Here is a 26,581-nt window from a genome sequence, read left to right as displayed (position 1 = left end):
TCTTATAGGTTGATCAATGTTTATAAAGTAAAGTTTACACCGAAATTGACGGTTCTCAGCGTCGTGTCGCCGCCTTCCGGATCTCCGAAAGTCCATCCTGTGATGACGAACGGGTTACGAACGGCAACAGAGAAACGCATGTTCTGTACGGAGAATTTTTTCAGGAAGTTTTGCGGAACGTTATACGACAATGTGATGTTTTCCATGCGTACAAATGTCTTTTTTACATAATTGCTACCGATGTTTTTAGATCCCAGGCGTCCGTAATCGTCGGTCGGATTATCTTTCGTCCAGCGCGGAATATCTACTACGGTATACCGGTCGAACATACCGCCTGTATTGGCAGCCCGGTTGAATGTCCCGTATTGTCCGATATGCGAATACATCATAAAGGATAAATTGAAGTTTTTATAGAATGTAAACTCATTTCTCCATGACCAGCGGTAACGGGGAGTTGTATATCCCTGGAATATCTTATCGTCGTTATCCATTACCCCATCGTTGTTCTGGTCGATGTATTTAAAATCTCCCGGCTTATTCCCGTATTTGGCAGCCTCTTCTTCTTCTCCGAGCTGCCAGACGCCGTCGCGTTCATAATCCCATATCTGATCTGTATCGTGACCGATGAACCATTTGTTTGCTATATCATCCGCTTCTTTATATCCGATCACATTGCCGTCGGCATCCTTCACTTCTTCTTTGTCTCCATACAGATGTTTGATTTTCCGGCGGTTGAATGAGAAGGTTCCGCTTGAATTCCAAGAGAAGTTTTTATTCTCTATCAGATTGGCATTCAGAGTCAGCTCAAATCCACGGTTCGTCAATGTTCCCAGATTGGCTTTCACATTATCGTACCCTAAAATGGAAGGCAGCGAACGGCTCACCAACAGATCGTTGGTTTCGGCCATGTAAGTTTCCATGCTACCGCTTAGCCTGTTTCCGCACACAGAGAAGTCTATACCTATATTGTAAGAGGCCGTACGTTCCCATTTCAATGCGCTGTTCGGCATGCGGTTGATGTATATCTGGGAGGTTACATAGACATTTCCGTTCTGGTCGATATAAGGATGCAGTCCGGAATTCAGGGAAGCCAATGCTTCATATTGGCCGATATCCCTGTTCCCGTTCTGTCCCCAGGAAAAACGGAGTTTTCCGTAATTCAGCCAATTGTCTGATGCCTTCATAAATTTTTCGGAAGTAAAGACCCAGCCCAAAGCTAATGCGGGGAATGTGGCACGTGGGTTCATTTGCCCGAAAGCGGAATAGCCGTCACGTCGGACCGAAGCTGTGATCAGATATTTATCCCGGAAAGAATAAAATACGCGTCCCATCAACGCATCTCCTGTTTTGTAGGTATCGTTACTGGAGACGGATGGAATGGCTCCGGCTCCGATATTATGGTATCCAAGCACGTCACTTGGGGTAAACTGCTGGTTCTTGGCTACCGTTTGCCACCATTGCCCCTTTTCCGCATTGAATAGGAACGTCGCTTCTACACGGTGATCCTTACCGAACTCCTGTTTCCAGCGTACGATATGGTCGAGTAGCCAGTTGAACGTCTTCTCGTTTTTTCGTTCCGACTTTCCGCCTTCTCCGGCCCATTCAGGATGTTGGGACGATTCATGGTTCATATATTCGTACCAATGGTAACGGGGAGTAAAATTCATTTGGTATTCCAACCCGAAAGGTAATTTTAGGATAGCATACAAATTGGCATTGAAATCATGGTTGATATCGCGCCGGTCGCGATACAGGTTGTCGAAGAACGGATTTTTGGTATTATTGTCGCCGGAAGGATACATCCGGTACGGACTATCCAGGTTGTCAATTTCGTTGGTCGTGTATGGTGAATTATGCTCGCGCTGATCGACATCGGCAGCCAGGTAACCACCGATACGGGTCGCAAATTGAGAATTTAGTCCGACAGTAAGAAAAGAAGTAACTTTCGATTCCAGATTCAGTCGTGACCGGAAATTCCGGTAGCGGTCACCGGTTTTTACTCCTTCACGGTCGGCGTATCCCAGCGACCAATAATAAGAGAAATTGTCCGTCCGGTTGGATATACTGGTGGTATAATCCTGTTGCAGACCGGTCTGATAAACGATGTCATCCCAATTGGTCTCCACGCCGTTCAGATAATTTTCAATTTCGATATTCTGCAGATTCAAACGGGTCAGCCAGGTTGTGACCAGTGTCTTGTCATCAGGCAGCACTGAACCCGGATTTTTCTGGTCGTAATTGTACCATGTCAATGGATCGACTCCCATCGATGACAAGGTGCGCGGGTCGGCATACTTGCCGGGTTGTGCAGTTAGTTCGTCCTGGGATAGCAGACCCTCTGCATATTCCTGACGAAATGCCAGGAAGCCTGCTCCGTCAACCGTTTTAGGAAGGCGCGAATTATGTACCAGGCCGACGTTGGCATTGAAAGTAATCACCGGCTTACCCGTGTTTCCTTTTTTAGTCGTAATGGCAATGACTCCATTGGCTGCTTTGGCTCCATAAACAGCAACGGAACTGGCATCTTTCAGGACATCGATGCTTTCGACATCCATGGCATTGATATCCTGCATGGAACCGTCGTAAATGACGCCATCCAGTACGATGAGAGGCGCAGAACCTGCACTTAACGTATTTTTTCCTCGTATTTGCAGGTCGGCTGTACCGGCAGCGTCTGTAGACATACTGATGGACAAACCGGCGGCACTGGCACGAAGCAGGTCTTGAACGGACCGTGGAGCTTCCGCTTCCATTTTTTCTGCTTTTACACGGGAAATAGCACCTGTCAGGTCTTTTTTCTTAGCTGTACCATAACCGATAACCAGTACTTCATCCAGTTCTTCGGTATCTTCTTTTAGAGTGATTGTGAGTATTTCCTGATTGGTAACAGGAATCTCTTGCGTTACATAACCGATATAAGAAAATACTAATATCGGCTTTTCCCCTGACACATTCAGTCTGAACATTCCGTCACTACCGGTTATGGTTCCATTGGTCTTTCCTTTTTCCATAACATTAACACCGATAAGTGCTTCACCTGAATGATCTTTTACAATACCTTTTACGGTAGTTCTTTGCGCATAGGCCTGACTAATAAACATCCCTGATAAAAATAGTATCAAGGCAAGTCGATGAAAAAAACTGAGAACATGATTTTTCATACAAATGTAAATACTAGATATCCATCAATCCCCGGAGTGGATGGTTATACAAATAAAAGAAGGCGTGAGGATTGTTGATTATATCTAGTTGGAGGCCTTCGACTGCCCTGTAGCTAATATAAACAACAACTCACGCCCTTTTATCTTGTACATCCATAGAGACATATGCATATAACAATGCCTATGAACAGATATAACAAGGAAAGGTTCGTGAGCGTTTTTGTTGTCTATTATCTAGCTACATTGAAAAGTGTCGAAGTTTCCAACTAAGATAATATCTTTAAAACGCTTCCGTAATCAATAAAATGTACCGACCAATAACGCTTTATCGGTGTGTACGGGAACAAAAATATGTAGAAGTGTTGGATAAAGCAAATAAAAACAAAAAAAGTTTTGAATTGTTCCTCTGTTCTCTTGAGAAAGATACGTTTCACAGAATAAGGAAAGACTGTGAAGATACGTCGTTTGAGACACGACTGACTTGTACAGGCAAAGCCATAGTTGCAGTCAGCTGTAAACCTCTGATAATAATTGACCATCTCTTGTTTTAAACAAATGTCATTTTGTCGGCATAAGGTTCGATGTGTTGGCGGTTTGACCAAATAATTGGATTTAAGATAACACGCGTGTTCTGTATTACTCTTCTTATAGAAAATGTATATACACATTTATTAACACAATGTTTGGCTGATACGCGTTTTTAACTCGGTTGAGAAAAGAGGTAAACTCGTTTTAAACGAATTATTTTTCATTTTAAATAAGTTTTATTTTGATTGTAGCAGAAATACCTACTTGTTTAAATGTATATACTTGTTAATTTAAGAGCGTATGTGTTATTTTATATGCGTAGGGAGAGCCTGATTATATGTTCTAAAGCATTTCATCGCTTCTAAAACTACCAGAACAACACTCAACTCTCCGATGTTCAAAAGCTCGCAGGTAACCATATATTGCAATAAAACATCGGATATTTTAGAAATAATACGACAGAATAATATCAATATGTCTAGAATTATGACATCTCAAAGATGGCGAACCTCTCTACAATCGAATAAAAACAACCATCGCCTTCGGCTATCCATACAACTTACCCAGCAGGCTATAAGATGACATTTTGTCAATTTGCTGTGAGGAGGATGGATAATAAAAACGTTTGAATAATTGTGTCTTCTTTCGAAATGTAGTAAATTTGTATAGGTACAAAAAGAACAGGAAATGACTATATTTGATGAATATAAGACATACACTGGTGATACATCAATCTCGTCATCCTTGCTTTGGGAATATGACTTGTCTCATTTTGATTGGTGGAAATCAAGAAAAGTAGTAGTTCAACGTGTCATAGAGAGGGGATGGCTAAAGGATTTTTATGCTGCATTTAAATTGTATGGCGGTATAGAAGGATTTAGGGAAATAATAAAAGAAGTTCCCAATTTGTCGTCCCGGGATATGAATTTTGTCTGTATTGCCTTTAATCTTAAAAAAGAAGAACTAAAATGTTACACACGGAAACTGTTGCGAGATCAACTCTTGAACTCTTAAAAATGCTGGAAAGTGAAAGTGTGATGTCAAATTTTAATTTGGCAGGGGGAACTTCTTTGGCCTTATATTTAGGTCATAGAATCAGTGTTGATCTGGATCTTTTTACACCGGAATCATTCGATGCAGGGAAACTAGAAATATTCCTTCGTGATAAATATGGTTTCCGTACTGACTTCATGGAAAAAAATACCTTGAAGGGAACCATAGACGGTGTTAAGATAGACTGCATTACCCATTCTTATGGTTATCTTGAGAAGCCATACACCGAGTCTGATATAAGATTGTATAGTATGGAGGATATCGTAGCCATGAAACTTTCAGCTATTGCCGATAATGGTTCGCGGCTAAAAGATTTTATTGATATAGCTTTTTTATCTACTCGTTTTCCTTTTAATTCAATGCTTAGGTTGTATGAGCGTAAATTCCCCGGGTCAAATCTCATCAGACCTTTCAAGGCCATTACTTATTTTGATGACATAGATTTCGAAGAAGATATTGTTATGTTGAATGGTAAATATGATTGGAAACTTATTGAAAGGAGATTGATTGATATGACTCAAATTCAAAATAAAGTTTTTGAGTCGTTTCCGCTTCCTTAATTTATATTTCATATATAGGTTAGCTGAATGGAAAAATTTGAAATGTAGTCATAATAATATTATTCTTATCAATCGATAGCATTATGAAAAAAAATATTAGTTTGTGTTCATTAGTTCTCTGTGTTGTTTCGTTTTCTTGTGGTTCTGTAAAAGATAACCAGGAATCGCAAGAGATTTTATCTTCTTATGTAAATCCTTTTATCGGTGCCTCCACCAGTATGGATGCGGGTGGATCTTATCATGGTTTAGGTAAAACTTTTCCGGGAGCGACGGCTCCGTTCGGTATGGTACAGGTCAGTCCTAATACGATTACCGGAGGGGATAATGGTTCCGGTTATAGTGATGAGCATACTTCCATCGAAGGTTTTGCTTTTACACAAATGAGCGGGATTGGCTGGTATGGCGATCTGGGAAACCTGCTTGTTATGCCGACGGTAGGGAAACTGCATACATTTTCGGGTACATTGGACGAACCGGATAAGGGATACCGCTCCCGGTACGATAAGTCCTCGGAAAAAGCATCTGCCGGTTATTACTCTGTGATGCTGACGGATTATCAGATAAAAGCGGAGGCAACGGCACTTCCTCATAGCGGAATGTTGCGTTTTACATTTCCTGAAAGTAAAGAATCGCGTATCCAGATAGATCTGGCAAGAAGGGTGGGAGGAACTTCTACCTGGCAAGCTATCGAAGTGATCAATGACCATACGATCCGTGGAGAGATGAAATGTCCTCCCGAAGGCGGTGGCTGGGGAAATGGCGACGGTAAAGCTGACTATATCGTCTATTTCTATGCCGAGTTTTCCCGGCCTTTCCGGTCGCATGGCGTATGGTCGGCCGATATACCGGACGACTGGACGCGCAAACGCGGAGATATAGAGAGTGAACGCTATCATGAAGTAGTGAGAAATGCCCGGATCATTCCGGACGTAACTTCTTATGTGGGGAAGCATATCGGATTCTATGCTGACTTCGATACAAAAAACGGAGATCAGATTCTGATGAAAAGCGGCATCTCTTTTACCAGTATGAGGAATGCAGAAGAGAACCTTCATTCGGAAATGAATGCGTGGGATTTTGATGCGACATTGGCTTCCTGCCAGCAGTTGTGGAATGACGCACTTTCCAAAATCACCGTATCGGGTGGGACGGAAGATGAAAAGCATATCTTTTATACGGCTCTTTATCACACGATGATCGATCCGCGTGTATGCAGTGATGTGAATGGAGAATATATGGGGGCGGATAAACAGGTGCATGTAACAGACCGGTTCTCTAAACGGACAATCTTTAGTGGTTGGGATGTTTTCCGGAGCCAGATGCCTTTGCAAACGATTATAAATCCGACTCTGATCAATGACCAGATAAACTCGCTGGTTGAGATTGCGGACCAGAGCGGAAACAACTATCTGGAACGATGGGAGTTGCTGAATGCCTATTCGGGCTGTATGCTGGGAAATCCGGCTATCTCAGTGTTATGTGATGCTTATTCAAAAGGAATCCGTTCGTATGATATAGACAAGGCTTATCAGTATGCATTGAATACATCCCGGATGTTTGGAAATAATGAAAACGGATATACGCCGGGTTCCATCTCTCATACATTAGAATATGCCTACAACGATTGGTGTATGGCTCGTTTGGCCGGATGGCTTGGAAAAGAGGCGGATAAGGAGCTTTTTGAACGCAGGTCAGGAACTTATACGACCCTTTACGATCCGGATTATGGCTGGTTCCGTCCCCGTAATGAAAAAGGGGAATATTTGCCGTTACCGGAACAGGGGAGACTGGCTGAAGGATATGGTTGTGTGGAAAGTAATGCCTATCAGCAAGGATGGTTCGTACCTCATGATGTGGAAGGCATGATCAAACTGATGGGCGGACGGGAAAAGGTTCTGGCTGATCTGACGGATATGTTTGAACAAACACCTGCCGGCTATTTGTGGAATCAATATTATAATCACGCCAACGAACCGGTACATCATGTACCCTTCCTGTTCAATCGCCTGGGTGCTCCGGAACTTACGCAGAAATGGACGCGGGATATTTGCCGGAATGCTTATAAAAATTCAGTATTGGGATTGGTCGGTAATGAGGACGTAGGACAGATGTCGGCCTGGTACGTATTGGCGGCTAGTGGATTACATCCGGTTTGTCCGGGCGACCAGCGGTATGAACTGACCAGCCCGGTATTTGAGAAGATCGTCTTCAATCTGGATCCTGACTATGCGGAGGGTAAGACATTTGTGATTGAAGCTCACAATAACAGCCCTGAAAATATCTATGTCCAGCAGGCTACTTTAAATGGAAATCCTTACAATAAATGTTATCTGATGCATGCCGACCTGATGAAGGGTGGAACGTTGGTGTTACAGATGGGGGCAGAGCCTTCGGATTGGGGGAAATGAGATAAAAAACTTTTATATAGATTGAATATCTGATACATAAATAAGAAATGATACATACTATTCAAAAATCCGAACGCTTGAATGTTGTAGATGCGCTTCGCGGCTTTGCTTTGTTGGCTATTGTGTTATTGCATAATCTTGAACATTATAATATTTATTTCATTCCGGAGTTTCAGCCGGCCTGGTTGCAGGTTCTGGACAAATGGATGTGGGATAGCTTTTTCTTTCTGTTTAGTGGAAAGGCTTATGCTACTTTCTCTTTGCTTTTTGGCTTCAGCTTCTACATTCAGTTTCATCATGCGGAACAAAAAGGGATCGATTTTCGGGGACGTTTTGCCTGGCGGTTAGTTCTGTTGTTTCTGTTTGCCCAACTTCATGCTTTATTTTATAACGGTGATATTCTGGTACTCTATGCCGTTGCAGGTTTTGTCCTTATTCCGGTGTGTAAACTGAAAGATAAAATTGTTTTTTGGATCGCCGTCTTTCTGTTGCTTCAACCTTTTGAATGGGGCAGGATGTTGTATGCGTTATCTGATCCGGATTATGTCGCTGTCGGGAATAGATTCATGATCTATTCGGAACGGGTAGGAGGAGTGACTATGAATGGTTCTTTTTGGGAGGTCTTGCGCAGTAACATATGGGACGGACAATTGTATAGCAACTTCTGGCAGGTAGAAAATGGACGGTTGTTTCAGACATCGGCCTTGTTTATGTTTGGAATGTTGTTAGGACGTAATGGCTCTTTCATCAGGAACGACCGTACGATTGGCTTTTGGAAACGTGTCTTAGGCATAGGTATATTGGCATTCGTTCCGTTGTATCTGCTTCGGGTTTTTATCCCCGAACATATAGATAATCCATCCGTATTGCTTCCTTATAAGATAATAACTCAATCTCTTGGCAATTTTGCCTTTATGCTGATCCTGGTTTCGGCCTTTGTGCTGATTTGGTTCAAAAAGGAGAATGGGTGTAACTGGCAGAAGTTTATTATCCCTTACGGACGTATGAGCCTGACCAACTATATTTCGCAGTCTATAATAGGTGTGTGTATTTATTATGGATTTGGCTTGGGGTTGTATCGTGTTACCGGAGCTACGGAGACTTTGCTTATCGGACTGGCTATTTTCACCGTTCAATGGGTATTCAGCCGTTACTGGTTGTCGTGCCATAAACAAGGACCATTGGAGTATTTATGGAAACAAGGAACCTGGATAGGCAGTAAAAACAATAAAAAGAAGTAATTAGAGAGTGTAGAAAAAATAACCCCGACAGACCAGGTTTGTCGGGGTTATTTTTCTATGTTCCAGAATACAACTATTAATATTCGTCTGTAAACATCGGGTCCCAGGCCGGGAGGCGGGTCGGTGTTTGTTTGAGAACGTCTTTTACTTTGTCGGTGATATATTTCTTGTCGACTACCAGACGGAACATATATTCGTTGAACCATTCGTCGGTCATGATCAGGTGGCCGCTGTTGGCACCCGGTCCCCAGCTGTTTTCGACCATCCATTTTTTGGGTGTGCCGTTAGCATCGAAATCGACGGCCATCAGGGTCATGGCATGTGACGATCCGCTGGCGAATGTTTGGATACGTTGTTTCTTATCCATGCCGAAAGTAGTTCCCATCAGTGAGCTGTAGTCGTAATAGTTCACGTCCAGCAGACCACGTTCACGGTCGAAGAATTTACCCACGTCGCAGGAGAAATACATCATTGTGCTGTCTTTGATGGAGGCGATAGCCATTTCTTTGATATCTTCGATCGGAAGGTTTACGTAAGTCCAGTTTTTTCCGTCATAACGGTGGCGGTCGAAATCGATCTCATATAACTTGTAGTACTCACGGCTTGGATCGTTCATTAACATGACATAATTGTTTGTCAGGTCTTTGCCGATATATTCATCGAAGAATGATTTAGGAGTGTATTCTTTGGTTTCAACCGGATTGCCTTGTGCATCTTTACGTGTCCATGTGAATTTCGTAGGCGGTTCACCCAGGTTGAGGACGAGCATCCGGTAAATAGTTCCCAGCATTTCGGTTTTACTCTTTTCCAGTGCGGCTACTTTAGTCCCTTTGGCAGACTGGTCGCGCAGTTGCAGGCCGAACTCTTTCAATTTAAGGCTGATCAGATTAGCCATTCTTCCTGTACTTTCACTGCTATTGGTTTCTACCATTACGTCAGACGGGACTACACCATATTTACCCAGAATATCGGATATTCCGGTGAACTGTCCTCCGTCGCTAAGCGGATTTTTGAATAGCCATTCCACCATTTTGTCATCCATCGGCTTTTCGCGTGTGTCGATAATCCCTTGCAGGAACAGATTGGCTTTTTCCAGCTGGTCCCAGAAGAAGGAGTAATTCTGCGAGAATTGAAAATCTCCCATATTGTACTTTGCGATTGCCTGTGCACGAAATACGTTCAGGCCGGTAAATAGCCAGCAACGGCCGGATGATTTCTGGTTGGTAATCCCTTTGCTGTCTACTTTATTGGAGAAATAAGTATCGAAATTATTTTTACTTTCTGCATTTACCGCCAGTTTGTTGATATCGTTATTACTGATGGCGTTATGAATAGCCTTGTCGGTAGGAGTCCCTTTGTACGATTGTTTGATCTGTTGCAGCATTTCCGGAGAAATTCCTCCGCCGATTTGCTGTCCGAAGGCGGATAACGTAATACCCAGTGCAAGGGCTGTTATCCATAGGTTGTTTCGTTTCATGATATAGTTCGTTTATGTTATGTATTTAATTTGTTACAAAGATAAGGGATACAAATTGGAATGACTAGATATGGTAAAAGAAAAATGATATATGTATTTTCTGATAACTTTGATAAAATTTGCTGTTTTTAATTGTTTGTTTGAAAACAATATTACTAATGTTGTAGAATGTCATATTTAGGTAGTGTCGGAATTTGATACACTAATGCTTGCTATAATCGTTTGTTAAGTAGTAGGTTTGTATAGTTCAATCCCTATTTATTGTGACAGTTTTTGTAACAAGTGTTAATTTGAAGATATGTGTTAAAGAAATACATATTTTTATCAAATTTAGTGTTTATATTTGACAGATGTCTTGAAAAACAATCTTGTATACATAAATAATAATAAAGGGGAAGATGAAATTTTCTATTTTCAGTTATTCAATTCTATTCTTTTCTTTGTTTTTTGTTATCAGTTGTCGGAAAACTGTAATAAAGCGGAGTGATTCTGACTCAGTATATATAACTTTCAATGATAAAGAAAAGATAGATCTGGATGAAAGGTATGTGACTTTTATTGACACCATTAGATTGGAAACAAATGATAATTCCTTACTTAAGTATATAGATCGTATCTGTGTTGATGAGGACATGTACTTCTTTTTTGACGGATCTTTATCTAAAATTGTCATTTTTGATAAAGAAGGAAACTATGTAAACCAAATAAGTAAAATAGGCCAAGGTCCGGGAGAATATGCTCAACTATCCGATTTTTTTGTCGATACGAAAGAAAAACAAATCGTATTGCTTTGTGATAGACCTGAAAAAATAATGTACTTCAATTATGAGGGGGAATTTATAAAGGAAAACTATTTTAATACTTTGTATATGCAAATTGCTTCAGACAACGAGTATATATATGTAGATAATCCATTTCATCCGGAATTAGAAAACTCACAAGTAATAGTTTTAAATAAGAAAGGAAATATAGTATCATATCAGTTACCCTTATTGCCGAATCCGGGTATAAATTTGATGGCACCTGGAAATTGCTTTACAAAAAATTCCACTATTCATTATGTTCGACGTTTTGATAATTCGATATATGAAATTAAAGATGGTGTTGTCAGTCAGCAATACTGTATAGATTTTAAACAACATAATCTTCCCGAAAATATATTTGATGGGATTGAGACCCCTGATCAATTGCACGAATTAGCACGGGAGAAGAGATATATCTATTGTTTATTTAATATATCAGATGGTGAAAAATACATGCTTATAAATACAAATATTGGAATTTATATTATTGATAAGGAAATGAGTGAGATACAGAAAATAGATTATATTAAAAATCCACTCCTTCCTACAGATACAAAACATAATTTTCCTATAGATAATACGAATGGTATTTTTGCGTGTGTTTACTCTTCATATATGTTTGATACGCAAAAAGAATGGATACAGAATGGTAAGTCTAAATTGAATGAAGAGCAGCGAAAATTTGTGTTGAGTGTAAAAGAAGAAGATAATCCAATACTGTTCTTGTATCAATTGAAATGAAAAAATGATTGGGGATATCATCGGATGGTGGTCTTAAAAAGACCTTCTATATACGATATTGCTGTTTTTAACTCGGATAGTACCCCTAGGTATTAATTGCAAAACGAATCGTTGGACTTCCCGGTGATACGGTTGCTATTGTAAATAGTGATCTCCAAATAAAATAATCTTATGCTTGTTAAGACATATTTATATATTCCGTAAATTACTTTTGTTGAAGTAATTTACGGAATATGTTTTGTGATACTTATTTCTTAGCGAGGAACTTCTTACTCAGCCATTTTCTAACCGGTTCGTCATATAGTTTCAGGCATAGGTATGCCAAAACTATATTCAATACACAAACACCCAAGACTACCTGCCAGGTCTCTGCGAGCGTGTAAAGTTCTTTGTCGATCAACCAGGCATAGAACAGGTACATCACAGGATAATGTATGATATAAAGAGGGAAAGAAATGTCTCCCAGGAATTTACATATCTTTGTCGACTTGGTATCGGTAGTGGTTCCCGATGCTCCCACCCAGATAAGGATAGGGAAAATCAGGATGATACAAAATGATTCATAAAGTCCGTTCATGGAAATCGGATCTGTCCCTTCCACGAATGGTACAGAGAATAACCCCAGTAATATGATCGAACAGATCCAGAATGCGCCTCTCACCTTGATGGGCTTGAAGTTACGAGATAAAAGCATACCCATAGAAAAGGGGAAGAGCATGCGTAATAATCCGCCTACAAAATTCACGCCATCCAATGTCCACCCGACTCCGATGTTACCGTAACCGGATACGTCGAGGGTGGCGAATGCTGCCAGTGCTGCTCCCATCAAAAAGACGACTACAGTCAATGCCTTGGTTGACAAACGGCGAATGAACAGGGCATAAAGAATATTGCCGATATACTCGAAGAATAACGACCAGCTGGGACCGTTCAGCGGAAACATTTCGCCATTTCCTCTGACTTCATAACTGGCTCCCGGTATGGCGGGAATGAAGAACAATGAACAAAGCAGGGATAACATGACCAAGGAGATAGAGACATGTGTCCCGTCCCATTTTACACTGCCTTGAATCAGAAAAGAGATAACACCCAGAACCGCTCCCATGATAACCATCGGATGAAGACGGATCAAACGGCGTTTAAAGAAATCTTTCATGGTTAGCGTCTTTGACCAGCGGTCGTCATACGCATAACCGATAACGAAACCGGATAGGATAAAGAAGAAATCCACAGCCAGATAGCCGTGATTGATACTATCGATGGTAGTGCCTCCGGCAAAAGCGTAGCCTTCGAACACGTGATACCATACGACTAAAAGTGCTGCCACCCCTCTTAATCCGTCGAGAAGATCGTAATGAGGTTTACTGTCTGTGAATGCAGCAGAAGAGATGTTTTGCATGATAAGAGTTTGTTATTTAGATTATTATTATTACGTGTAACTTATGAAGCTCCAAAATTATAAAACTTATGCGTCCTAAAATTTGTCCTACATCAAATAGTACCGGGTAAAGATTATTTCTGGGCTCTGATCCGGCTGAGTGTAGATGAGGTTATCCCCAGGTAGGAGGCAATATACCCCAATTGTACACGCTGATACACTTCGGGAAATTGTTGTTTGAATTCCTCAAATCTCTCCTTTGCTGACAAGGTAAGACGTTCTTTATGTGAGCGGTGCAAACGCCTGTATTCGTTCTGATGAATGACTCTTCCCCAGTTGGCCAGTTCGATATTGGTTTGAAAAAGCTGTAGCAAATCGGCCAGTGATATTTGATAGGCTACTACTTCTTCAAGCGTTTCTACAAACTCTTCACTTACCTTATTATAGTACAACTCATCCATACTAAAGACAATACTTCCTTCATAGGCGAAAGAGGTGGTTATTTCCTCTCCGTTTACCAACCAGAAGGAGCGGGTCATTCCTTTCTCTATAAAGTAAGCCGATTTGCAAAACATATTAGCTTTTATCAGTTGATGCTTTTTAGGGAAATGACATAAAGTGACATGTTCTTTCAATGTTTGTATCGTTGTATCGGAAATTGGATATGAAGAGTTTATCTTGTCAATAATATTTACCATAAGAAATTCTTGATTATTTTCCATCACATGCAAAAATAAGAGGAATAATGCAACATTTCTCCTGTTGGGGAGATATTTTCATAGAAAAGGTGATAAAGTAGATTAATCAATCTAAATAAGAAGGATATTAAACAGATTTCAGACCGTATTTGATGTATTGCGTTTGGTCCTCCTGTTTATTTAGATTCGTTGCTCTATTTCCATTTGTGGATGAATTATATTTATAAATAGTTGAATAAAGTTTATATATGATTGAATTTTATTCAATATAATTTCTATATTTGTCCGGATAACTTTTTAGGAAGGTAATAATATGAAACAGATGAAATTATTATTCAGCGTCTTTTTCTCTTTTGTATTTCTGACTTGTTTCGGGCAGTTGCAACCATTGACCGGTCAGGGAGTGACCTTGAATACTCAAAGCGGAGATATTCATGGAAAACTACTTCTTCCCCCGGGAATGAAGTCTTTTCCTGTTGTTTTATTGATTGCCGGATCAGGTCCGACCGATATGGATGGTAATTCTGCCGTTGGGCAGATGACGAACAACTCTTTGAGATTCCTTGCCGAAGATTTGGCAAAGCAGGGGATTGCTTCTCTTCGTTTCGATAAGCGGGGAATAGCTTCCAGTGCTTCGGCAGGAAAGAGAGAGGCAGACTTGCGTTTCGAAGATTATGTGAATGACGTAAAAGGTTGGATCGATTATTTGAAAAAAGATTCGCGCTTTACGGGTATTACGGTGATCGGGCATAGTGAAGGATCGTTGATCGGGATGTTGGCATGCCGCAATAATCCGAAAGTAAAAGCTTTTGTGTCGTTAGCCGGAGCGGGGAGACCGGCTTATGAAATAATAGAAAAGCAGTTGTCTTCCCAACCGGAATCGGTCCGGAATATAGTAGCCGCTATCAATGATTCGTTGCGACAGGGTAAATTGGTGGCGAATGTTCCGTTTGGAATGGAAGCGCTGTTCAGGCAATCGGTTCAACCTTATATGATATCATGGTATAAATATAATCCTCAACAGATAATCAAGGAATTAACGATACCGAGCCTAATCGTGCAGGGTAAAACCGATATACAGGTTCTCGTAGAGGATGCGGAACTGTTGAAGAAGGCTTCTCCTTCGGCAAAGCTTCTTTTAATTGAAAAGATGAACCATGTATTGAAAGATTGTGATACGACCGATCCCCAGAAGCAGATGGCAGTCTATACAAATCCTTCTTTACCGGTTAATGCGGTTTTGCTTTCGTCATTGGGTACGTTTATAAAGGAACAGAAGTGATTATGGGAGAAGTCAGAAAACGTTTGCCGTTACAGTGTCCGGCTTGTGATTCTCCTCTGAGAGTGGGGCGGCTCTTTTGCGAACAATGTGATACGGAGGTTTGCGGGAACTTTGAACTGCCTCTTCTGGCAAGGTTGACCGAGAAGGAGCAGTTATTTATCGTTGATTTTATCAAGTCGAGTGGCAGCTTGAAAGATATGGCGAAGAATATGGGAGTGAGTTATCCTACTGTTAGGAATATATTAGATGATCTGATTGATAAATTAAATAAGATTGAATAGTTATGAAAAGACAATGGTTGAATTTTCTGATTAATCCGTTTGAATGGATTGCCGGTTTTCAGGCGCTGGGGTGGGGGCTTTTAGGAATGGTCGTATCCACGGTTATCAGCTATCTTTCCGGATGGCATTATCATGGTTTATTGCATTTCGGTCCGGCACCGAATCCGGCCTGGTGGTGTTACGCTGTCGAACATCTGGTTGTTTGGATTGTGCCGGCTACTTTGTTTTATCTCGGAGGGTTGATCTTGTCGCGTTCCCGGATCAGGGTGATCGATGTGTTGGGGACAGTTGCTTTTGCCCAGATCCCTTTCATCTTTATGAATTTGTTCAATATGTTGCCTCCGATGCAGAATCTGGCAAAAGTGGATATGAATGTGCCGCCGACAGAATTGTTGGCACAACCTGGTTTCCTGGTAGGAGTATGGCTTTCATTGATCGGAGTTATATTTCTGGTCTGGGTATTGGTCTGGATGTTCAAAGCACTGAAGGTCTCTTGTAATCTGAAGGGGTATTCGTTGGGTATTCTCTATTGTGTAGCCGTGTTTGGTGGTGATATTCTTTGCCGTTACCTGATCGGTCTGTGCTATTAATGAAACAATGTAGGGTATGAATTATTCAGATTTTATAGCAGGTTTGATATTAGTTGTTGTCGGTTTTCTGGTGGTTAAATTCCCCATGTTGATAGCCGGATATAATACGATGCCGAAGGAAAAACGTGACAAAGTGGATATAGGTGGTTTGAGCCGAATGATGCGTAGATGGTTTATCTGTATAGGAATTTGTCAGATGGTAGGCGTTGCTTTATTGAATAAGTTGGCTTTGTATGGGGTAAAAGAAGCTTTTAGTGCAATCTTTTTATTAGGTGGATGTATGATTGTGGTGGTAAAAGCTCAAAAATATAATCCGTAAATTACTGCTATAAGAGTAATTTACGGAGTGCCGGAATATTTTCTGCAATATGATCTGCTCCGGCATCTGAAAGTTCTTTATAATCTCCGAAGCCGTATAAGACGCCGATAGAGTCGATCCCTACGTTTTTGGCTCCGATGATATCGTGTTTCCGATCGCCTATCATCACAACAGACTCCAGATTGGTTATTTGATTGGATTGTAAGATATAGTTGATCACATCTGTTTTTGTGTGAAGAGAGCCATCCAGGCCACTACCGGCAACAAAAGAAAAATAGTCGCTCAACCCGAAATGATCGAGGATACGTTTGGCAAATATTTCCGGCTTGGAAGTAGCCAGTATCACAGTTTTACCGTTTTTTTGTGCATCTGCCAGTAGTTCTTCGATTCCCGGATATAATTCATTTTCCAGAATGCCTTTGTCGGCATATCTTTCCCTGTATTTGGCAACGGCAACGGTCGCCTGTTCATCCGTGAAGTTGTAAAAGTCTTTGAACGAATCCAGAAGAGGCGGTCCGATAAAAGGGGATAATTCCCGTAGGTCGTTTACCTGAATACCAAAATAATTTAATGCATATGCAACACACCGGGTGATTCCGGTCTCTGAGTCGGTAATGGTACCGTCGAGGTCAAAAAGAAGATATTTATATTGTTTCATTTTTATCCTATTTGTATGTTACTTTTCTCTTGATAGAAAAGTAACCAAAAGATCAAGGCTTAATCGGCTTCACTGCTTCGGTGAAAGACTCTGCTGAAAAATCCGAAACTCGCTACGCTCAGACAACGGATTTTTTTAATCGCTTCGTCTTCCCCCTTCGCGGACGTTCACCCGCTTAGGCCTTTCCCAGGAAGCTCCGCTTCCTCTTAGGATTGCCGACACTGATAATTATATACTATAACAGTACTTTCTGTTTTAACAGGCAGTGTCGGCAATCACAAAAGAACGCTTTGCGTTCTATGAAAGGCCTCAGCTGGTGAGCGTAAAGCGCAGCATCCGGAGAGAGCGTCCGGAGCATCCGCTGTTTGAGCGCAGCGAGTTTCGGAGGCGACAGCGAACGCAGGATGCGGAGTAGCGAGGCAGGTGTAGCCTTGATCTTTTGGCTACTTTTCCATCAAGGGAAAAGTAGGTTTAATTATTTTTTAGATGCCCAAACCATTCCATCCTGTCTGATATGCCATACATTTCCATCTGTGCCGGGTAATGTGATTTCATACATGGAAGGAGTGTTGAACAGGCTGATCTGTTTGGCTTGTTCTGCCGGACATAATTCTTCCGGTTTGAGAGCCGCTACGAATGGAGCATATTCACCGAATGTCGCAGCATACTCATTCTGACGGTAATACAGGTTACGCAGAAGCCACTTCACTTCATCATTCGGGTCTGTAACAAACGGAGTTTCTCCGGTTCCCGCAACCTTATCGGATATCTGTACAAATCCCCAGTATTCCGGCATGTGGATATTGATCACTCCGGTCGGAGCCCATACCCAGTTATATTCACGTATTTTGTCTTCACCTTTGATGGGGACTTTTACGTACTTGCCATCCTGTACCTCTGTAGTCCATTCCACACGTGAGAAGTTTGTACGGATATGTTCACCGTCGACAGGTCCTTTTTTACCTCTCGCTACCTGATAGATCGATGACCAGGGGATAAATACTTCTACGCTCCAGGATTTGTCGGTGTCTTTCGGGTTATTTAATGTGCCATCCACGTAGACGGCCGATTTCATACCGGCAAATTCCCAGTTGTTCAATACTTGCGGATTGTCACGGTAGGGTTTGCTCAGGAACAGATCCCATTCTGTGCCTAACGCATTTACCTCATATTCCAGGTAATTATGTGTATCGTTTGTCGGATTGAGGAATATTTCAAAGTCGTTATCCTGATAGATTACGGCATCATGTTCTGTGATCGTAGCCCATACATGAGGCTCTTCCATCAGGACGGCAAAATACATACCATTGTCGTCGTAAGTCATTTTAGCCCGTGTCTGCAAAAGTGGTTTGGGGCGTTTGTCTCCTTCGATGTCTACAAAGTCGGTTGTCCAGGGAATAGCATCCCATTCTTCGGGAGACAGTTTACCGTCTATCTTGATCGGAGCCGGAGCTTTGTAGCATACATACGTCGGAGGATTGTAAGGAGCCTGCGGCGTGTAAGTAATCTCTTTTCCTTTCTCTTGTGGCGCTTGTGCACAAGAAAGGAGTAACAATGCTGCCATGGGTGCAGTAAAAACTGTTTTCTTCATTTGTTGTTTAATTTAGTATGTTTATTCTGATTCTCTCTGATTATTTGTTGACTTTTGTATTATTTCGATAGCAGTACCCAGCCATGTATCTATATCATCCGGGTAATGTTGGGCGGTACGCGTATCGCTGCGTTTATGCCCCAGGCGTACGACGACGGCATTCAATTCCGGAATGGCAAAGACATATTGCCCGAGAATTCCTCGCATGTAAGGGATTTCCATATCCTTGTAAGTCAGGTGCCAGAACTGGAAGCCGTAGCAGTGGTTCGTTTCATTGTATTCTTTGAATATCAGATTAGTGTCGGGAGTCGTAGCTTCTTTTATATAGGATTCGGAAACGAGTTGTTTTCCGTTCCAGTTCCCTTTGTTTAAGATCAGTTGTCCGAAGCGGGCGAAGTCGCGGGCATTGCTGTTGAAGCAGCAATATGCTTTTTCGATACCGTCCTTTTTATCCAGACTCCAAAGGGCATCTTCTTCTGCGTTTAGCGGAGTCCATAGTTTTCTTGAAACGTATGAACTGATGTTCTCTCCGGTCGCTTTTTCTACGATAAGGGCGAGTAACTGCGTTACGCCACTCTGATAAATAAAGTGGATGCCAGGTTCTTCGATTTCTTTCATTCCCAAAGCGATCTGTTGCAGATCATCTCCGTAATACAGTTTGGTGGTGGGAGAGAAAGGGGAAGAATAGGCCTCGTCGAAGTCGACACCTGCGCTCATTGTCAGCAAATGGCGTAGCGTCAGGGCTTTGCCATTGTATCCTTTGAATTCGGGATAGAAGTCGTTGACAGGTTGGTCTACATTTTTGATGAAGCCGTCGTCTATGGCGCATCCTATAGCCAGTGAGACTATGCTTTTAGCCATGGAAAACGAGTTGCTGCGCGAGTGCGGAGAGTAATCTTCCCAGTATTGTTCGAAAAGTAAGGTGCTGTCTTTGATAATGACAAAAGCTACGGTTCCCAGATCCTCAAAAACAGGCTGGAATTTTTCCGGAACGGATAGTTTGTTGTATGCTTCCGATTCCGGCCAGGGTTGCGGGTTGCCGGCCTTCACCATCCGGTTTTCAAAGATCGGATACTGGTCGATCTTCGGGAGCAGGTGAATAAGAGCGCGTCGCAGGTAATAATTGGAGGGCAATACCAGATAGCCTCCGATACAACATAGAGCCAGTAGTATTGCCCATCCTGTCTTTTTCATTTATTCTGAATCTTCTTTATACCAACTTGAATACATGTGGTAGTTTTTTGCAATCTTCTGGTTGATCTCTTTGGCTTGTTCCGGATCTACCTTCTTTACGAATTTAGCAGGGACACCGGCATAAATACTACCCGGTTCGACTATGGTCTTACTCAGAACAACCGAGCCGGCAGCTACGATAGCCCCTTCACCGATCACTGCATGGTCGAGTACAACCGATCCCATTCCGATCAGGGCTCCGTTGCATATTTTGGCTCCATGTATCGTCACATTATGCCCGACCGAGACATCATCGCCGATCTCTATGGTCGATTTCTCATATAACGTATGTAGTACGGAGCCGTCCTGTATGTTGACTCCGTTTCCTATGCGGATTGAGTTTACGTCACCCCGGAGAACGGTTCCGAACCAGATGCTGCAACCGTCTCCTATTTCGACATCGCCGATAATAGCGGCGTTGTCTGCTAAAAATGTGTCTTTACCGATTTTCGGGGTAAAGCCTCTTACTGATTTTATTAATGCCATAATTTTATAGTTGACAATTGATTAAATTTCTGTTGTTTTCTCTTTTAACCACGCTTTTTCATCTTCATTCAGATGTGGGCTTAACAGGTCGTACACCATCTGGTGATATTTGTTTATCCAGGCACGTTCTCTGACTGACAACATCGGGACAATGATCAGTTTTGTGTCTATATAGCACAAAGTGAGAGTGTCGAATCCGTAGAATTTACCGTATTCCGTTTCGCTGTCTTCACGGACAAGCACCATATTCTCTGTCCGGATACCGTATTCTCCGGTCCGGTACATGGCCGGTTCATCACTGATCACCATACCCGGTTTTAGCGGTATGGGATTAGCCTCCATACGGATACTCTGAGGACCTTCATGTACGTTCAGACAATGACCGATCCCGTGACCTGTTCCGTGCAGGTAGTTAATGCCTGCATCCCATAATGCTTTCCGGGCGAGAATATCCAGTTGTACGCCTTTCGCTCCTGCAGGGAATTTGCATTTGGCAATTCCGATCGTTCCTTTTAATACACGGGTAAAATCTTTTTTCATTTGCTCCGTCGGTTCTCCCAGGGCGATTGTACGGGTGATATCGGTAGTCCCGTCCAGATATTGGGCGCCGGAGTCCATCAGAAGCATATTGTCCGCTTTTATTTCCGCGTCGGTTTCTGGTGTGGCTGCATAATGGACAATTGCTCCGTGGGCAGCATATCCGCAGATCGTTTCAAAACTGTCCATGATATACTGCGGTTGTTCGGCCCGTAAAGCCGTTAGTTTGTCAGATGCGCTGAGTTCGGTTACTTTTTCTCCTGCAGCTAATTTCTTTTCCAGCCAAATGTAGAAACGGGTCAATGCAATACCGTCTTTTACTACGGCATTGCGGAATCCTTTTATTTCAGTTTCGTTCTTGATACTTTTCAGGTGGTTTGCCGGTGTGATGTCTTCAACGATGGTACATCCTTTGGGCAGTGCATTGTAAAGCGACAGGTTTGTTTTTGCCGGGTCGATAAATACGGAACTCTTTTCCGGAAGCCGGGAAAGATATTTTTGTATCATTGTATAGTCGGCGAGGACCACTCCTTCTTTTTTTAGATGTTCGGCTGCTTCTGCCGTGATCTTTCCGGGATTGATGAAAAGTACACTTTCGTCTTCGGATACAAATGCGTAACTGATTACGACAGGATTGTACGTAACATCTGTCCCGCGTATATTGAATGTCCAGGCAACTTCATCGAGGGCGGCGATGATAAGGCTGTCGGCACCTTGTTTACGTAATAGGTTGTTGATCGCATCCAGCTTTTCACGAACCGATTTTCCACTCAGTTCTACCGGCATTTCGAATAACGGATTGCCGGGGATAGCCGGTCGGTCTTTCCATACAAGGTCGATCAGGTCGTAAGATGCTTCCAGTTTGATCCCTTTCCGGTTTAGCGTTCTTTCCAGTTGGGCGGCATCGGCAACACTGTAGGTTTGTCCGTCCAGTCCGACCGTTTGCCCGTTCTGCATTTCATGCAGCAGAAATTCCGGGATTGTCGGAGTTTCCGGTAGGGCCATCTTATATAGTTCGATACCGGAGCCTTCCAGTTGAATACCTGCTTGTAAAAAATAGCGGGAATCAGTCCATAACCCGGCTTTATCGGCCGTTATGACCACTGTGCCGGCAGAACCGTCAAAACCTGATATCCATTCACGCGATTTCCAGCGGTCGGCAGGATATTCGCTCAGATGCGGATCTGAACTGGGGATGATGTAAGCATCTATATTTTTTTCTTTCATTGCCTCTCTAAGCGCGGCAATACGTTCCGGAATGTTTGTTTTCATCGCATTATTGTTTTAGTCAACATTACTATTGGCAAAGTTAATAAAATATCGGAGAAACCCTTTTCTTCACTTGGGAAATACCTGTATATTCTGAGCTATAAGTTGTGACATTTACTGAATATTTAATTTGCAAACAAAGAAGTTGGGGGAAGTATTGGAAGTGAAACCGCTGTTTGGGGTGTATTATTTGTTTTGCGATAAGTATATTTAGATAATGTGTAATAGGGGTTTTTGTGCATTGAATGTCTTAAATATAAAGAATGTTACTGACGGGTAGCAGGGCAAGCCAATAAAGAAAAGTGCAGGTCGCATTCGTTTCTATGGCAGAAGGATAGGTAATTTTAAATAAAAATAATATATTTGTTGGACTTTACTTAATCGAATGATCATGAAAAGGATATTGTTTGTTTTGAGTGTAGTGGCTCTGTTTAGTTTGAGCTCCTGTTCTTCGTACTATTATTCTGTTTTGGAATCGAATGATACGATAGGTGAGAAGAATGGTAACAGAGATTTTGTCATAGAAAATGACAGTGTGTTTATTTCTTATTGTTTTTACGGTGAAGATGCACCTATATCTATAACTGTGTACAACAAGATGGATGAGCCACTGTTTGTGGACTGGCAACGTTCTGCCTTGATAATCGACGATGTGGCTACCAGCTATTATCAGGAAAAAGCACCTATTCAGGGGCAGACTGAATCCAGTTATTCCGGAGATGCATATAGGTGGAACAGAAATTACAGCATAACAGATGGTTATTCCGCAGGTTCGTTTGCCGGGGAGATCGCATTGCCTAAAGGGGTAAGTTTTATTCCTCCGAAGTCGAAAGTGGAATCTACACCTTTGAGATTGTCGAATTTCCCATTCGACCAGATTCCGAAAGATCAGTATACCAGGCAGAAATTTGCTAAATCTAATTCCAGTGTGGTAACTGTAAGAGTGAAAAAATTTACAGAGGAAGATACTCCTTTGGCTTTCAGAAGTTATTTAAGTCTTTATACGGCAGATCAGGATAATGGGAAAAGAAAATACTCTACTTTTGAAAGTAGTTTTTATGTTTCCCAATTGATAAAGACCGGAAATGTATCGCCGGCTTCTTTCGATGCAGGGAAAAAACAGGCCGGAGACTTTTTCTATGTACATAACGTGAAGGGGGCCGATGCCGGATTGATTGTCGGTGCTGTTGCTATCGGAGCTGCAGGTATTGTCATTGAATCGACGTTAACTCCCGATGTATACTAACCATAAATATATAGATGAAAAATATAACTGATTTGAAAACTGTCCGTCTCAGTGATGACCTGAATGCTGTCGTGATTCTGGACCAAACCCGGTTGCCTGCTGAAGAGTGTTATTTGGAGTTGTCTTCGGCAGAGGAAATATGGGATGCGATTTACAAGTTGAAAGTACGTGGTGCGCCTGCTATAGGAGTAGCTGCTGCTTATGGGATATATGTGTGCAGCAGACTGATTCAGGCCGGATCGTTTGATGAGTTTTATACGGAGTTTCACCGTATTAAGAATTATCTGGCAGGTGCTCGTCCTACGGCTGTCAATCTGGTCGCCGCTCTGGAGCGGATGGAGAAAGTTGTGCTGAATAATGTTTCGGCAACGGTGCCTGACCTAGTAGAGTTACTACATGGGGAGGCGATGGCCATTCGTGAGGAAGATGCTGCTGCATGTCGGCGTATCGGCGCATATGGCTTGTCGCTGTTGCGTCCGGGAATGGGGATTCTGACCCATTGTAATGCCGGACATCTGGCTGTTTCCGAATATGGGACGGCACTGGCACCCATTTATCTGGGAGAGGAGAGAGGCTATGGCTTCAAGGTTTTTGCTGATGAAACCCGTCCGTTGCTGCAGGGAGCACGGCTCACTGCTTATGAATTGCATCGGGCTGGAGTAGATGTTACGCTTATCTGTGATAATATGGCTTCGTCTGTTATGCAGAAAGGGTGGGTACAAGCTGTTCTTGTCGGTTGCGACCGGATCGCAGCTAATGGCGATGTTGCGAATAAGATTGGAACATCGGGTGTGGCAGTTCTTGCTCGTCATTATGGTATTCCGTTTTATGTGCTGGGGCCTATATCTACAATTGATAAACAATGTCCGGATGGCAAATCGATCGTTATAGAGGAACGTGATCCGGATGAAGTATCCGGAATGTGGTATACACACCGGATGGCGCCGGATGGTATACATATATATAATCCGGCCTTTGATGTGACCCCTCATGAGTTAATTACAGCTATTATTACGGAAAAAGGAATTGCTTATCCTCCGTTTGAAGAGAGTCTAAAGCTGTAGCTGGCAGAGCTTCTGTATGTTAAAGCATTCATCGAAAAAGAAAAAATACGAATTATTGCCCGAAAGTTTTGCTAATAACGAAAGAATCAGTAATTTTGCTGCCCATTTTGAGGATATAATTAAAAACAATAAATAATTAAATTATGATCGTAGTTCCATTGAAAGAAGGCGAAAACATCGAGAAAGCGCTTAAGAAATTTAAAAGAAAGTTCGAAAAAACAGGAGTAGTAAAAGAACTGAGAAGTCGTCAGGCTTTCATAAAGCCTTCTGTTGAAAAGAGAAAACAAACTATGCGTGCAGTTTACGTTCAACAATTGCAGCAGGTAGAAGAATAAAATATCCTGCCAGGCTTGTTTTATTGAATTCTTATTCCTATTTTCGTTGCATAAAAGTTGATGCAACGCAGATATGTTGATAGATTCATTTTTAGATTATCTTCGGTATGAGAGGAACTATTCCAATTATACGATAGAGGCTTATTCGAAAGATTTGCGTCAGTTCGAAGAGTATGTAAAAGTGAATAAGGATAACAGATTTGCTCCGGATGAAGTCGATGCGGATTTAGTTAGATGTTGGATCGTTTCTTTAATGGACGATAAGATGTCTCCTGTGTCGGTCAATCGGAAATTAAGTTCTTTGAAGTCTTTTTTTAAATTCCTTATGAAGCAGGGAAGCATCTCTGTTAATCCATTAAGGTTAATAACCGGACCGAAGACAAAGAAGCCGTTGCCTTATTTCGTCAGAGATAAAGAAATGGAATTGTTGTTGGATGGTGATGGGTTTGATGAGGATTTTGAGGGTGTAAGGGATCGTCTGATACTTGAAATGCTATATGATACAGGTATTCGTCGTTCGGAATTAACCGGAATTTGTGATTCTGATGTTGATTGTGATACGATGCAAGTGCGTGTAACAGGTAAACGTAACAAGCAGCGACTGATTCCATTTGCAGAAGGATTAAAAAACTTAATACAGGCATACACTGAAGTTCGAAATCGTGAAGTTGGTTCGGAGAGCGGATGGTTTTTTGTAAGAAAAAACGGGGAGCAACTATCGGCAGGTATCGTCTATAATATAGTAAAGAAGAAATTGTCGGAGATCCCAACATTGGCGAAACGTAGCCCTCATGTATTGAGACATTCGTTTGCAACAAGTATGTTGAATAATGGAGCAGAGCTGAATGCTGTGAAAGAACTGTTAGGACACAGTAGTTTGGCTTCAACCAGCGTTTACACACATACAACCTTTGAGGAATTAAAAAAAGTGTATCATGCTCATCCAAGAGCTAAAAAAGAAGGAGGTTAATTATGGACATTAGAATTCAAGCAATCCATTTTGACGCAACAGCTCAGTTAGAAGCGTTTATTCAGAAAAAAGTTGGTAAGTTGGAGCAATACTTCGACGGCATAATATTAGCAGAAGTAACGTTGAAGGTTGTGAAACCTGAATCAGCTAAGAATAAAGAAGCAGCTGTGCATCTAAAAATAAAGAATGGCGATTGCTTTGCGGAGAAGATAAACGACACTTTTGAAGCGTCTATTGACGAATGTGTTGAAGCTTTGGAAAAGCAATTAGTTAAATTCAAGGAAAAAATCAGAGCCAAATAAAAAAAACGGTAGATAAATTTGGTATGTAAGAAATAATATCTAAATTTGCAGCCGTTTCGCCTACACGACGAAACGGCTTCTTTTAGAAGAAGGTTCGCCTCTTTAGCTCAGTTGGCCAGAGCACGTGATTTGTAATCTCGGGGTCGTTGGTTCGAATCCGACAAGAGGCTCAAAGGAATGGAAAATTGAAAATTAGAATCACAGATGATTTTCAATTAAAAATAGGGGCAGTTACCAGAGTGGCCAAATGGGGCTGACTGTAACTCAGCTGTCTTTCGACTTCGGTGGTTCGAATCCATCACTGCCCACAACTAAGGAACAATCTAAAAAGCAGATTGGTTCGTGAAAGAATTAAAATTGCGGAAGTAGC

Annotated in this window: 23 protein-coding genes and 2 tRNA genes; 16 read left to right on the top strand and 9 right to left on the bottom strand. The window is 41.9% G+C overall.

Annotated features, from left to right (window positions below):
- Window positions 1-20 precede the first annotated feature (20 nt).
- Entirely contained in the window at window positions 21-3,161 is a 3,141-nt protein-coding gene (locus DWW23_RS22280; RefSeq protein WP_122356324.1) for a TonB-dependent receptor, read from the bottom strand.
- Between the two features lie 1,215 nt (window positions 3,162-4,376).
- On the opposite strand from DWW23_RS22280, the gene DWW23_RS22275 reads away from it, so the two are divergent.
- From DWW23_RS22275 to DWW23_RS22260, 4 genes are all read left to right on the top strand, one after another.
- Window positions 4,377-4,703: a hypothetical protein gene (locus DWW23_RS22275; protein ID WP_007654232.1), complete on the top strand. Its 327-nt coding sequence runs from the start codon at window positions 4,377-4,379 to the stop codon at window positions 4,701-4,703.
- The gene (locus DWW23_RS22270; protein ID WP_122356322.1) at window positions 4,658-5,302 is read left to right on the top strand and encodes a nucleotidyl transferase AbiEii/AbiGii toxin family protein; all 645 of its coding nucleotides are present in this window, start codon (window positions 4,658-4,660) and stop codon (window positions 5,300-5,302) included. Before DWW23_RS22275 ends, DWW23_RS22270 begins: the two co-directional genes overlap by 46 nt.
- 83 nt (window positions 5,303-5,385) lie before the next feature.
- The gene (locus DWW23_RS22265) at window positions 5,386-7,710 is read left to right on the top strand and encodes a GH92 family glycosyl hydrolase (protein WP_122356320.1); all 2,325 of its coding nucleotides are present in this window, start codon (window positions 5,386-5,388) and stop codon (window positions 7,708-7,710) included.
- A gap of 47 nt (window positions 7,711-7,757) precedes the next feature.
- The gene (locus DWW23_RS22260) at window positions 7,758-8,951 is read left to right on the top strand and encodes a DUF418 domain-containing protein (protein ID WP_122356318.1); all 1,194 of its coding nucleotides are present in this window, start codon (window positions 7,758-7,760) and stop codon (window positions 8,949-8,951) included.
- 76 nt (window positions 8,952-9,027) lie between these two features.
- Here the strand turns inward: DWW23_RS22260 and DWW23_RS22255 are convergent, their stop codons facing one another.
- Window positions 9,028-10,428 carry a C1 family peptidase gene (locus DWW23_RS22255; RefSeq protein WP_122356316.1) on the bottom strand — a complete coding sequence of 467 codons (1,401 nt, stop codon included), beginning with the start codon at window positions 10,426-10,428 and terminating at the stop codon, window positions 9,028-9,030.
- 398 nt (window positions 10,429-10,826) lie between these two features.
- Here DWW23_RS22255 and DWW23_RS22250 point away from each other — a divergent pair, with 398 nt between their 5' ends.
- A complete protein-coding gene (locus tag DWW23_RS22250; protein ID WP_122356314.1) occupies window positions 10,827-11,972 on the top strand; it encodes a 6-bladed beta-propeller in 1,146 nt (381 codons plus the stop codon).
- A 247-nt stretch (window positions 11,973-12,219) separates the two neighbouring features.
- Here DWW23_RS22250 and DWW23_RS22245 read toward each other — a convergent pair whose 3' ends face one another.
- Together DWW23_RS22245 and DWW23_RS22240 are read right to left on the bottom strand one after the other, a co-directional pair.
- Complete coding sequence (locus tag DWW23_RS22245) at window positions 12,220-13,371, bottom strand: acyltransferase (RefSeq protein WP_122356312.1); 1,152 nt, start codon at window positions 13,369-13,371, stop codon at window positions 12,220-12,222.
- Window positions 13,372-13,484: 113 nt separating this feature from the next.
- The gene (locus tag DWW23_RS22240; protein ID WP_122356395.1) at window positions 13,485-14,048 is read right to left on the bottom strand and encodes a Crp/Fnr family transcriptional regulator; all 564 of its coding nucleotides are present in this window, start codon (window positions 14,046-14,048) and stop codon (window positions 13,485-13,487) included.
- Window positions 14,049-14,361: 313 nt separating this feature from the next.
- On the opposite strand from DWW23_RS22240, the gene DWW23_RS22235 reads away from it, so the two are divergent.
- The 4 genes from DWW23_RS22235 to DWW23_RS22220 are packed head-to-tail and all read left to right on the top strand — an operon-like array spanning window position 14,362 to window position 16,520.
- On the top strand, window positions 14,362-15,330 hold the full coding sequence (locus tag DWW23_RS22235; protein WP_122356310.1) for an alpha/beta hydrolase: 969 nt from the start codon (window positions 14,362-14,364) through the stop codon (window positions 15,328-15,330).
- A 2-nt stretch (window positions 15,331-15,332) separates the two neighbouring features.
- Complete coding sequence (locus tag DWW23_RS22230) at window positions 15,333-15,611, top strand: DUF2089 family protein (protein ID WP_122356308.1); 279 nt, start codon at window positions 15,333-15,335, stop codon at window positions 15,609-15,611.
- 2 nt (window positions 15,612-15,613) lie between these two features.
- Entirely contained in the window at window positions 15,614-16,201 is a 588-nt protein-coding gene (locus DWW23_RS22225) for a YIP1 family protein (protein WP_122356306.1), read from the top strand.
- 16 nt (window positions 16,202-16,217) lie between these two features.
- Window positions 16,218-16,520: a DUF3784 domain-containing protein gene (locus DWW23_RS22220; protein WP_122356304.1), complete on the top strand. Its 303-nt coding sequence runs from the start codon at window positions 16,218-16,220 to the stop codon at window positions 16,518-16,520.
- A gap of 7 nt (window positions 16,521-16,527) precedes the next feature.
- On the opposite strand, the gene DWW23_RS22215 is transcribed toward DWW23_RS22220, so the two are convergent.
- The 5 genes from DWW23_RS22215 to DWW23_RS22195 all read right to left on the bottom strand — a co-directional run bounded on the left by DWW23_RS22215 (window position 16,528) and on the right by DWW23_RS22195 (window position 22,297).
- Window positions 16,528-17,178: an HAD family hydrolase gene (locus tag DWW23_RS22215; protein WP_122356302.1), complete on the bottom strand. Its 651-nt coding sequence runs from the start codon at window positions 17,176-17,178 to the stop codon at window positions 16,528-16,530.
- A gap of 475 nt (window positions 17,179-17,653) precedes the next feature.
- Window positions 17,654-18,769: a carbohydrate-binding family 9-like protein gene (locus DWW23_RS22210; protein WP_122356300.1), complete on the bottom strand. Its 1,116-nt coding sequence runs from the start codon at window positions 18,767-18,769 to the stop codon at window positions 17,654-17,656.
- 21 nt (window positions 18,770-18,790) lie between these two features.
- Entirely contained in the window at window positions 18,791-19,963 is a 1,173-nt protein-coding gene (locus tag DWW23_RS22205; protein WP_122356298.1) for a serine hydrolase, read from the bottom strand.
- On the bottom strand, window positions 19,964-20,488 hold the full coding sequence (locus DWW23_RS22200; RefSeq protein WP_122356296.1) for a gamma carbonic anhydrase family protein: 525 nt from the start codon (window positions 20,486-20,488) through the stop codon (window positions 19,964-19,966).
- Between the two features lie 21 nt (window positions 20,489-20,509).
- Window positions 20,510-22,297 (bottom strand): aminopeptidase P family protein, encoded by a 1,788-nt coding sequence (locus DWW23_RS22195; RefSeq protein ID WP_122356294.1) that lies wholly within the window; start codon window positions 22,295-22,297, stop codon window positions 20,510-20,512.
- A gap of 388 nt (window positions 22,298-22,685) precedes the next feature.
- Here DWW23_RS22195 and DWW23_RS22190 point away from each other — a divergent pair, with 388 nt between their 5' ends.
- The 7 genes from DWW23_RS22190 (at window position 22,686) to DWW23_RS22160 (ending at window position 26,519) form a co-directional block, all read left to right on the top strand.
- Window positions 22,686-23,540, top strand: a complete 855-nt coding sequence (locus DWW23_RS22190) for a hypothetical protein (protein WP_187576755.1) — start codon at window positions 22,686-22,688, stop codon at window positions 23,538-23,540.
- A gap of 14 nt (window positions 23,541-23,554) precedes the next feature.
- Entirely contained in the window at window positions 23,555-24,604 is a 1,050-nt protein-coding gene (mtnA, locus tag DWW23_RS22185) for an S-methyl-5-thioribose-1-phosphate isomerase (RefSeq protein WP_122356290.1), read from the top strand.
- Between the two features lie 143 nt (window positions 24,605-24,747).
- A complete protein-coding gene (rpsU, locus tag DWW23_RS22180; protein ID WP_122356288.1) occupies window positions 24,748-24,939 on the top strand; it encodes a 30S ribosomal protein S21 in 192 nt (63 codons plus the stop codon).
- Between the two features lie 73 nt (window positions 24,940-25,012).
- The gene (gene xerC / locus DWW23_RS22175) at window positions 25,013-25,909 is read left to right on the top strand and encodes a tyrosine recombinase XerC (RefSeq protein WP_122356286.1); all 897 of its coding nucleotides are present in this window, start codon (window positions 25,013-25,015) and stop codon (window positions 25,907-25,909) included.
- A gap of 2 nt (window positions 25,910-25,911) precedes the next feature.
- Window positions 25,912-26,211, top strand: a complete 300-nt coding sequence (gene hpf / locus DWW23_RS22170; protein ID WP_122356284.1) for a ribosome hibernation-promoting factor, HPF/YfiA family — start codon at window positions 25,912-25,914, stop codon at window positions 26,209-26,211.
- Between the two features lie 96 nt (window positions 26,212-26,307).
- Window positions 26,308-26,381: transfer RNA gene (locus DWW23_RS22165), tRNA-Thr, on the top strand.
- A gap of 55 nt (window positions 26,382-26,436) precedes the next feature.
- Window positions 26,437-26,519 (top strand) — tRNA-Tyr (locus DWW23_RS22160).
- Window positions 26,520-26,581 lie beyond the last annotated feature (62 nt).

Origin of the sequence: Parabacteroides sp. AF14-59 (genome assembly GCF_003479515.1) — a bacterium.
Lineage (GTDB): Bacteria > Bacteroidota > Bacteroidia > Bacteroidales > Tannerellaceae > Parabacteroides > Parabacteroides faecis.
This window is presented reverse-complemented; position numbering and strand designations above follow the sequence as displayed.

Bases quoted from the DNA above. Each gene is read 5' to 3' on its own strand.
- DWW23_RS22270 (WP_122356322.1), top strand. From the start codon at position 4,658: ATGTTACACACGGAAACTGTTGCGAGATCAACTCTTGAACTCTTAAAA.
- rpsU (WP_122356288.1), top strand. From the start codon at position 24,748: ATGATCGTAGTTCCATTGAAAGAAGGCGAAAACATCGAGAAAGCGCTT.
- DWW23_RS22195 (WP_122356294.1), bottom strand. From the start codon at position 22,297: ATGAAAACAAACATTCCGGAACGTATTGCCGCGCTTAGAGAGGCAATG.
- DWW23_RS22200 (WP_122356296.1), bottom strand. From the start codon at position 20,488: ATGGCATTAATAAAATCAGTAAGAGGCTTTACCCCGAAAATCGGTAAA.
- hpf (WP_122356284.1), top strand. From the start codon at position 25,912: ATGGACATTAGAATTCAAGCAATCCATTTTGACGCAACAGCTCAGTTA.
- DWW23_RS22280 (WP_122356324.1), bottom strand. From the start codon at position 3,161: ATGAAAAATCATGTTCTCAGTTTTTTTCATCGACTTGCCTTGATACTA.
- DWW23_RS22205 (WP_122356298.1), bottom strand. From the start codon at position 19,963: ATGAAAAAGACAGGATGGGCAATACTACTGGCTCTATGTTGTATCGGA.
- DWW23_RS22255 (WP_122356316.1), bottom strand. From the start codon at position 10,428: ATGAAACGAAACAACCTATGGATAACAGCCCTTGCACTGGGTATTACG.
- DWW23_RS22260 (WP_122356318.1), top strand. From the start codon at position 7,758: ATGATACATACTATTCAAAAATCCGAACGCTTGAATGTTGTAGATGCG.
- DWW23_RS22245 (WP_122356312.1), bottom strand. From the start codon at position 13,371: ATGCAAAACATCTCTTCTGCTGCATTCACAGACAGTAAACCTCATTAC.
- DWW23_RS22250 (WP_122356314.1), top strand. From the start codon at position 10,827: ATGAAATTTTCTATTTTCAGTTATTCAATTCTATTCTTTTCTTTGTTT.
- DWW23_RS22220 (WP_122356304.1), top strand. From the start codon at position 16,218: ATGAATTATTCAGATTTTATAGCAGGTTTGATATTAGTTGTTGTCGGT.
- DWW23_RS22235 (WP_122356310.1), top strand. From the start codon at position 14,362: ATGAAACAGATGAAATTATTATTCAGCGTCTTTTTCTCTTTTGTATTT.
- mtnA (WP_122356290.1), top strand. From the start codon at position 23,555: ATGAAAAATATAACTGATTTGAAAACTGTCCGTCTCAGTGATGACCTG.
- DWW23_RS22225 (WP_122356306.1), top strand. From the start codon at position 15,614: ATGAAAAGACAATGGTTGAATTTTCTGATTAATCCGTTTGAATGGATT.
- DWW23_RS22215 (WP_122356302.1), bottom strand. From the start codon at position 17,178: ATGAAACAATATAAATATCTTCTTTTTGACCTCGACGGTACCATTACC.
- DWW23_RS22275 (WP_007654232.1), top strand. From the start codon at position 4,377: ATGACTATATTTGATGAATATAAGACATACACTGGTGATACATCAATC.
- DWW23_RS22240 (WP_122356395.1), bottom strand. From the start codon at position 14,048: ATGGTAAATATTATTGACAAGATAAACTCTTCATATCCAATTTCCGAT.
- DWW23_RS22190 (WP_187576755.1), top strand. From the start codon at position 22,686: ATGAAAAGGATATTGTTTGTTTTGAGTGTAGTGGCTCTGTTTAGTTTG.
- DWW23_RS22210 (WP_122356300.1), bottom strand. From the start codon at position 18,769: ATGAAGAAAACAGTTTTTACTGCACCCATGGCAGCATTGTTACTCCTT.
- xerC (WP_122356286.1), top strand. From the start codon at position 25,013: ATGTTGATAGATTCATTTTTAGATTATCTTCGGTATGAGAGGAACTAT.
- DWW23_RS22265 (WP_122356320.1), top strand. From the start codon at position 5,386: ATGAAAAAAAATATTAGTTTGTGTTCATTAGTTCTCTGTGTTGTTTCG.
- DWW23_RS22230 (WP_122356308.1), top strand. From the start codon at position 15,333: ATGGGAGAAGTCAGAAAACGTTTGCCGTTACAGTGTCCGGCTTGTGAT.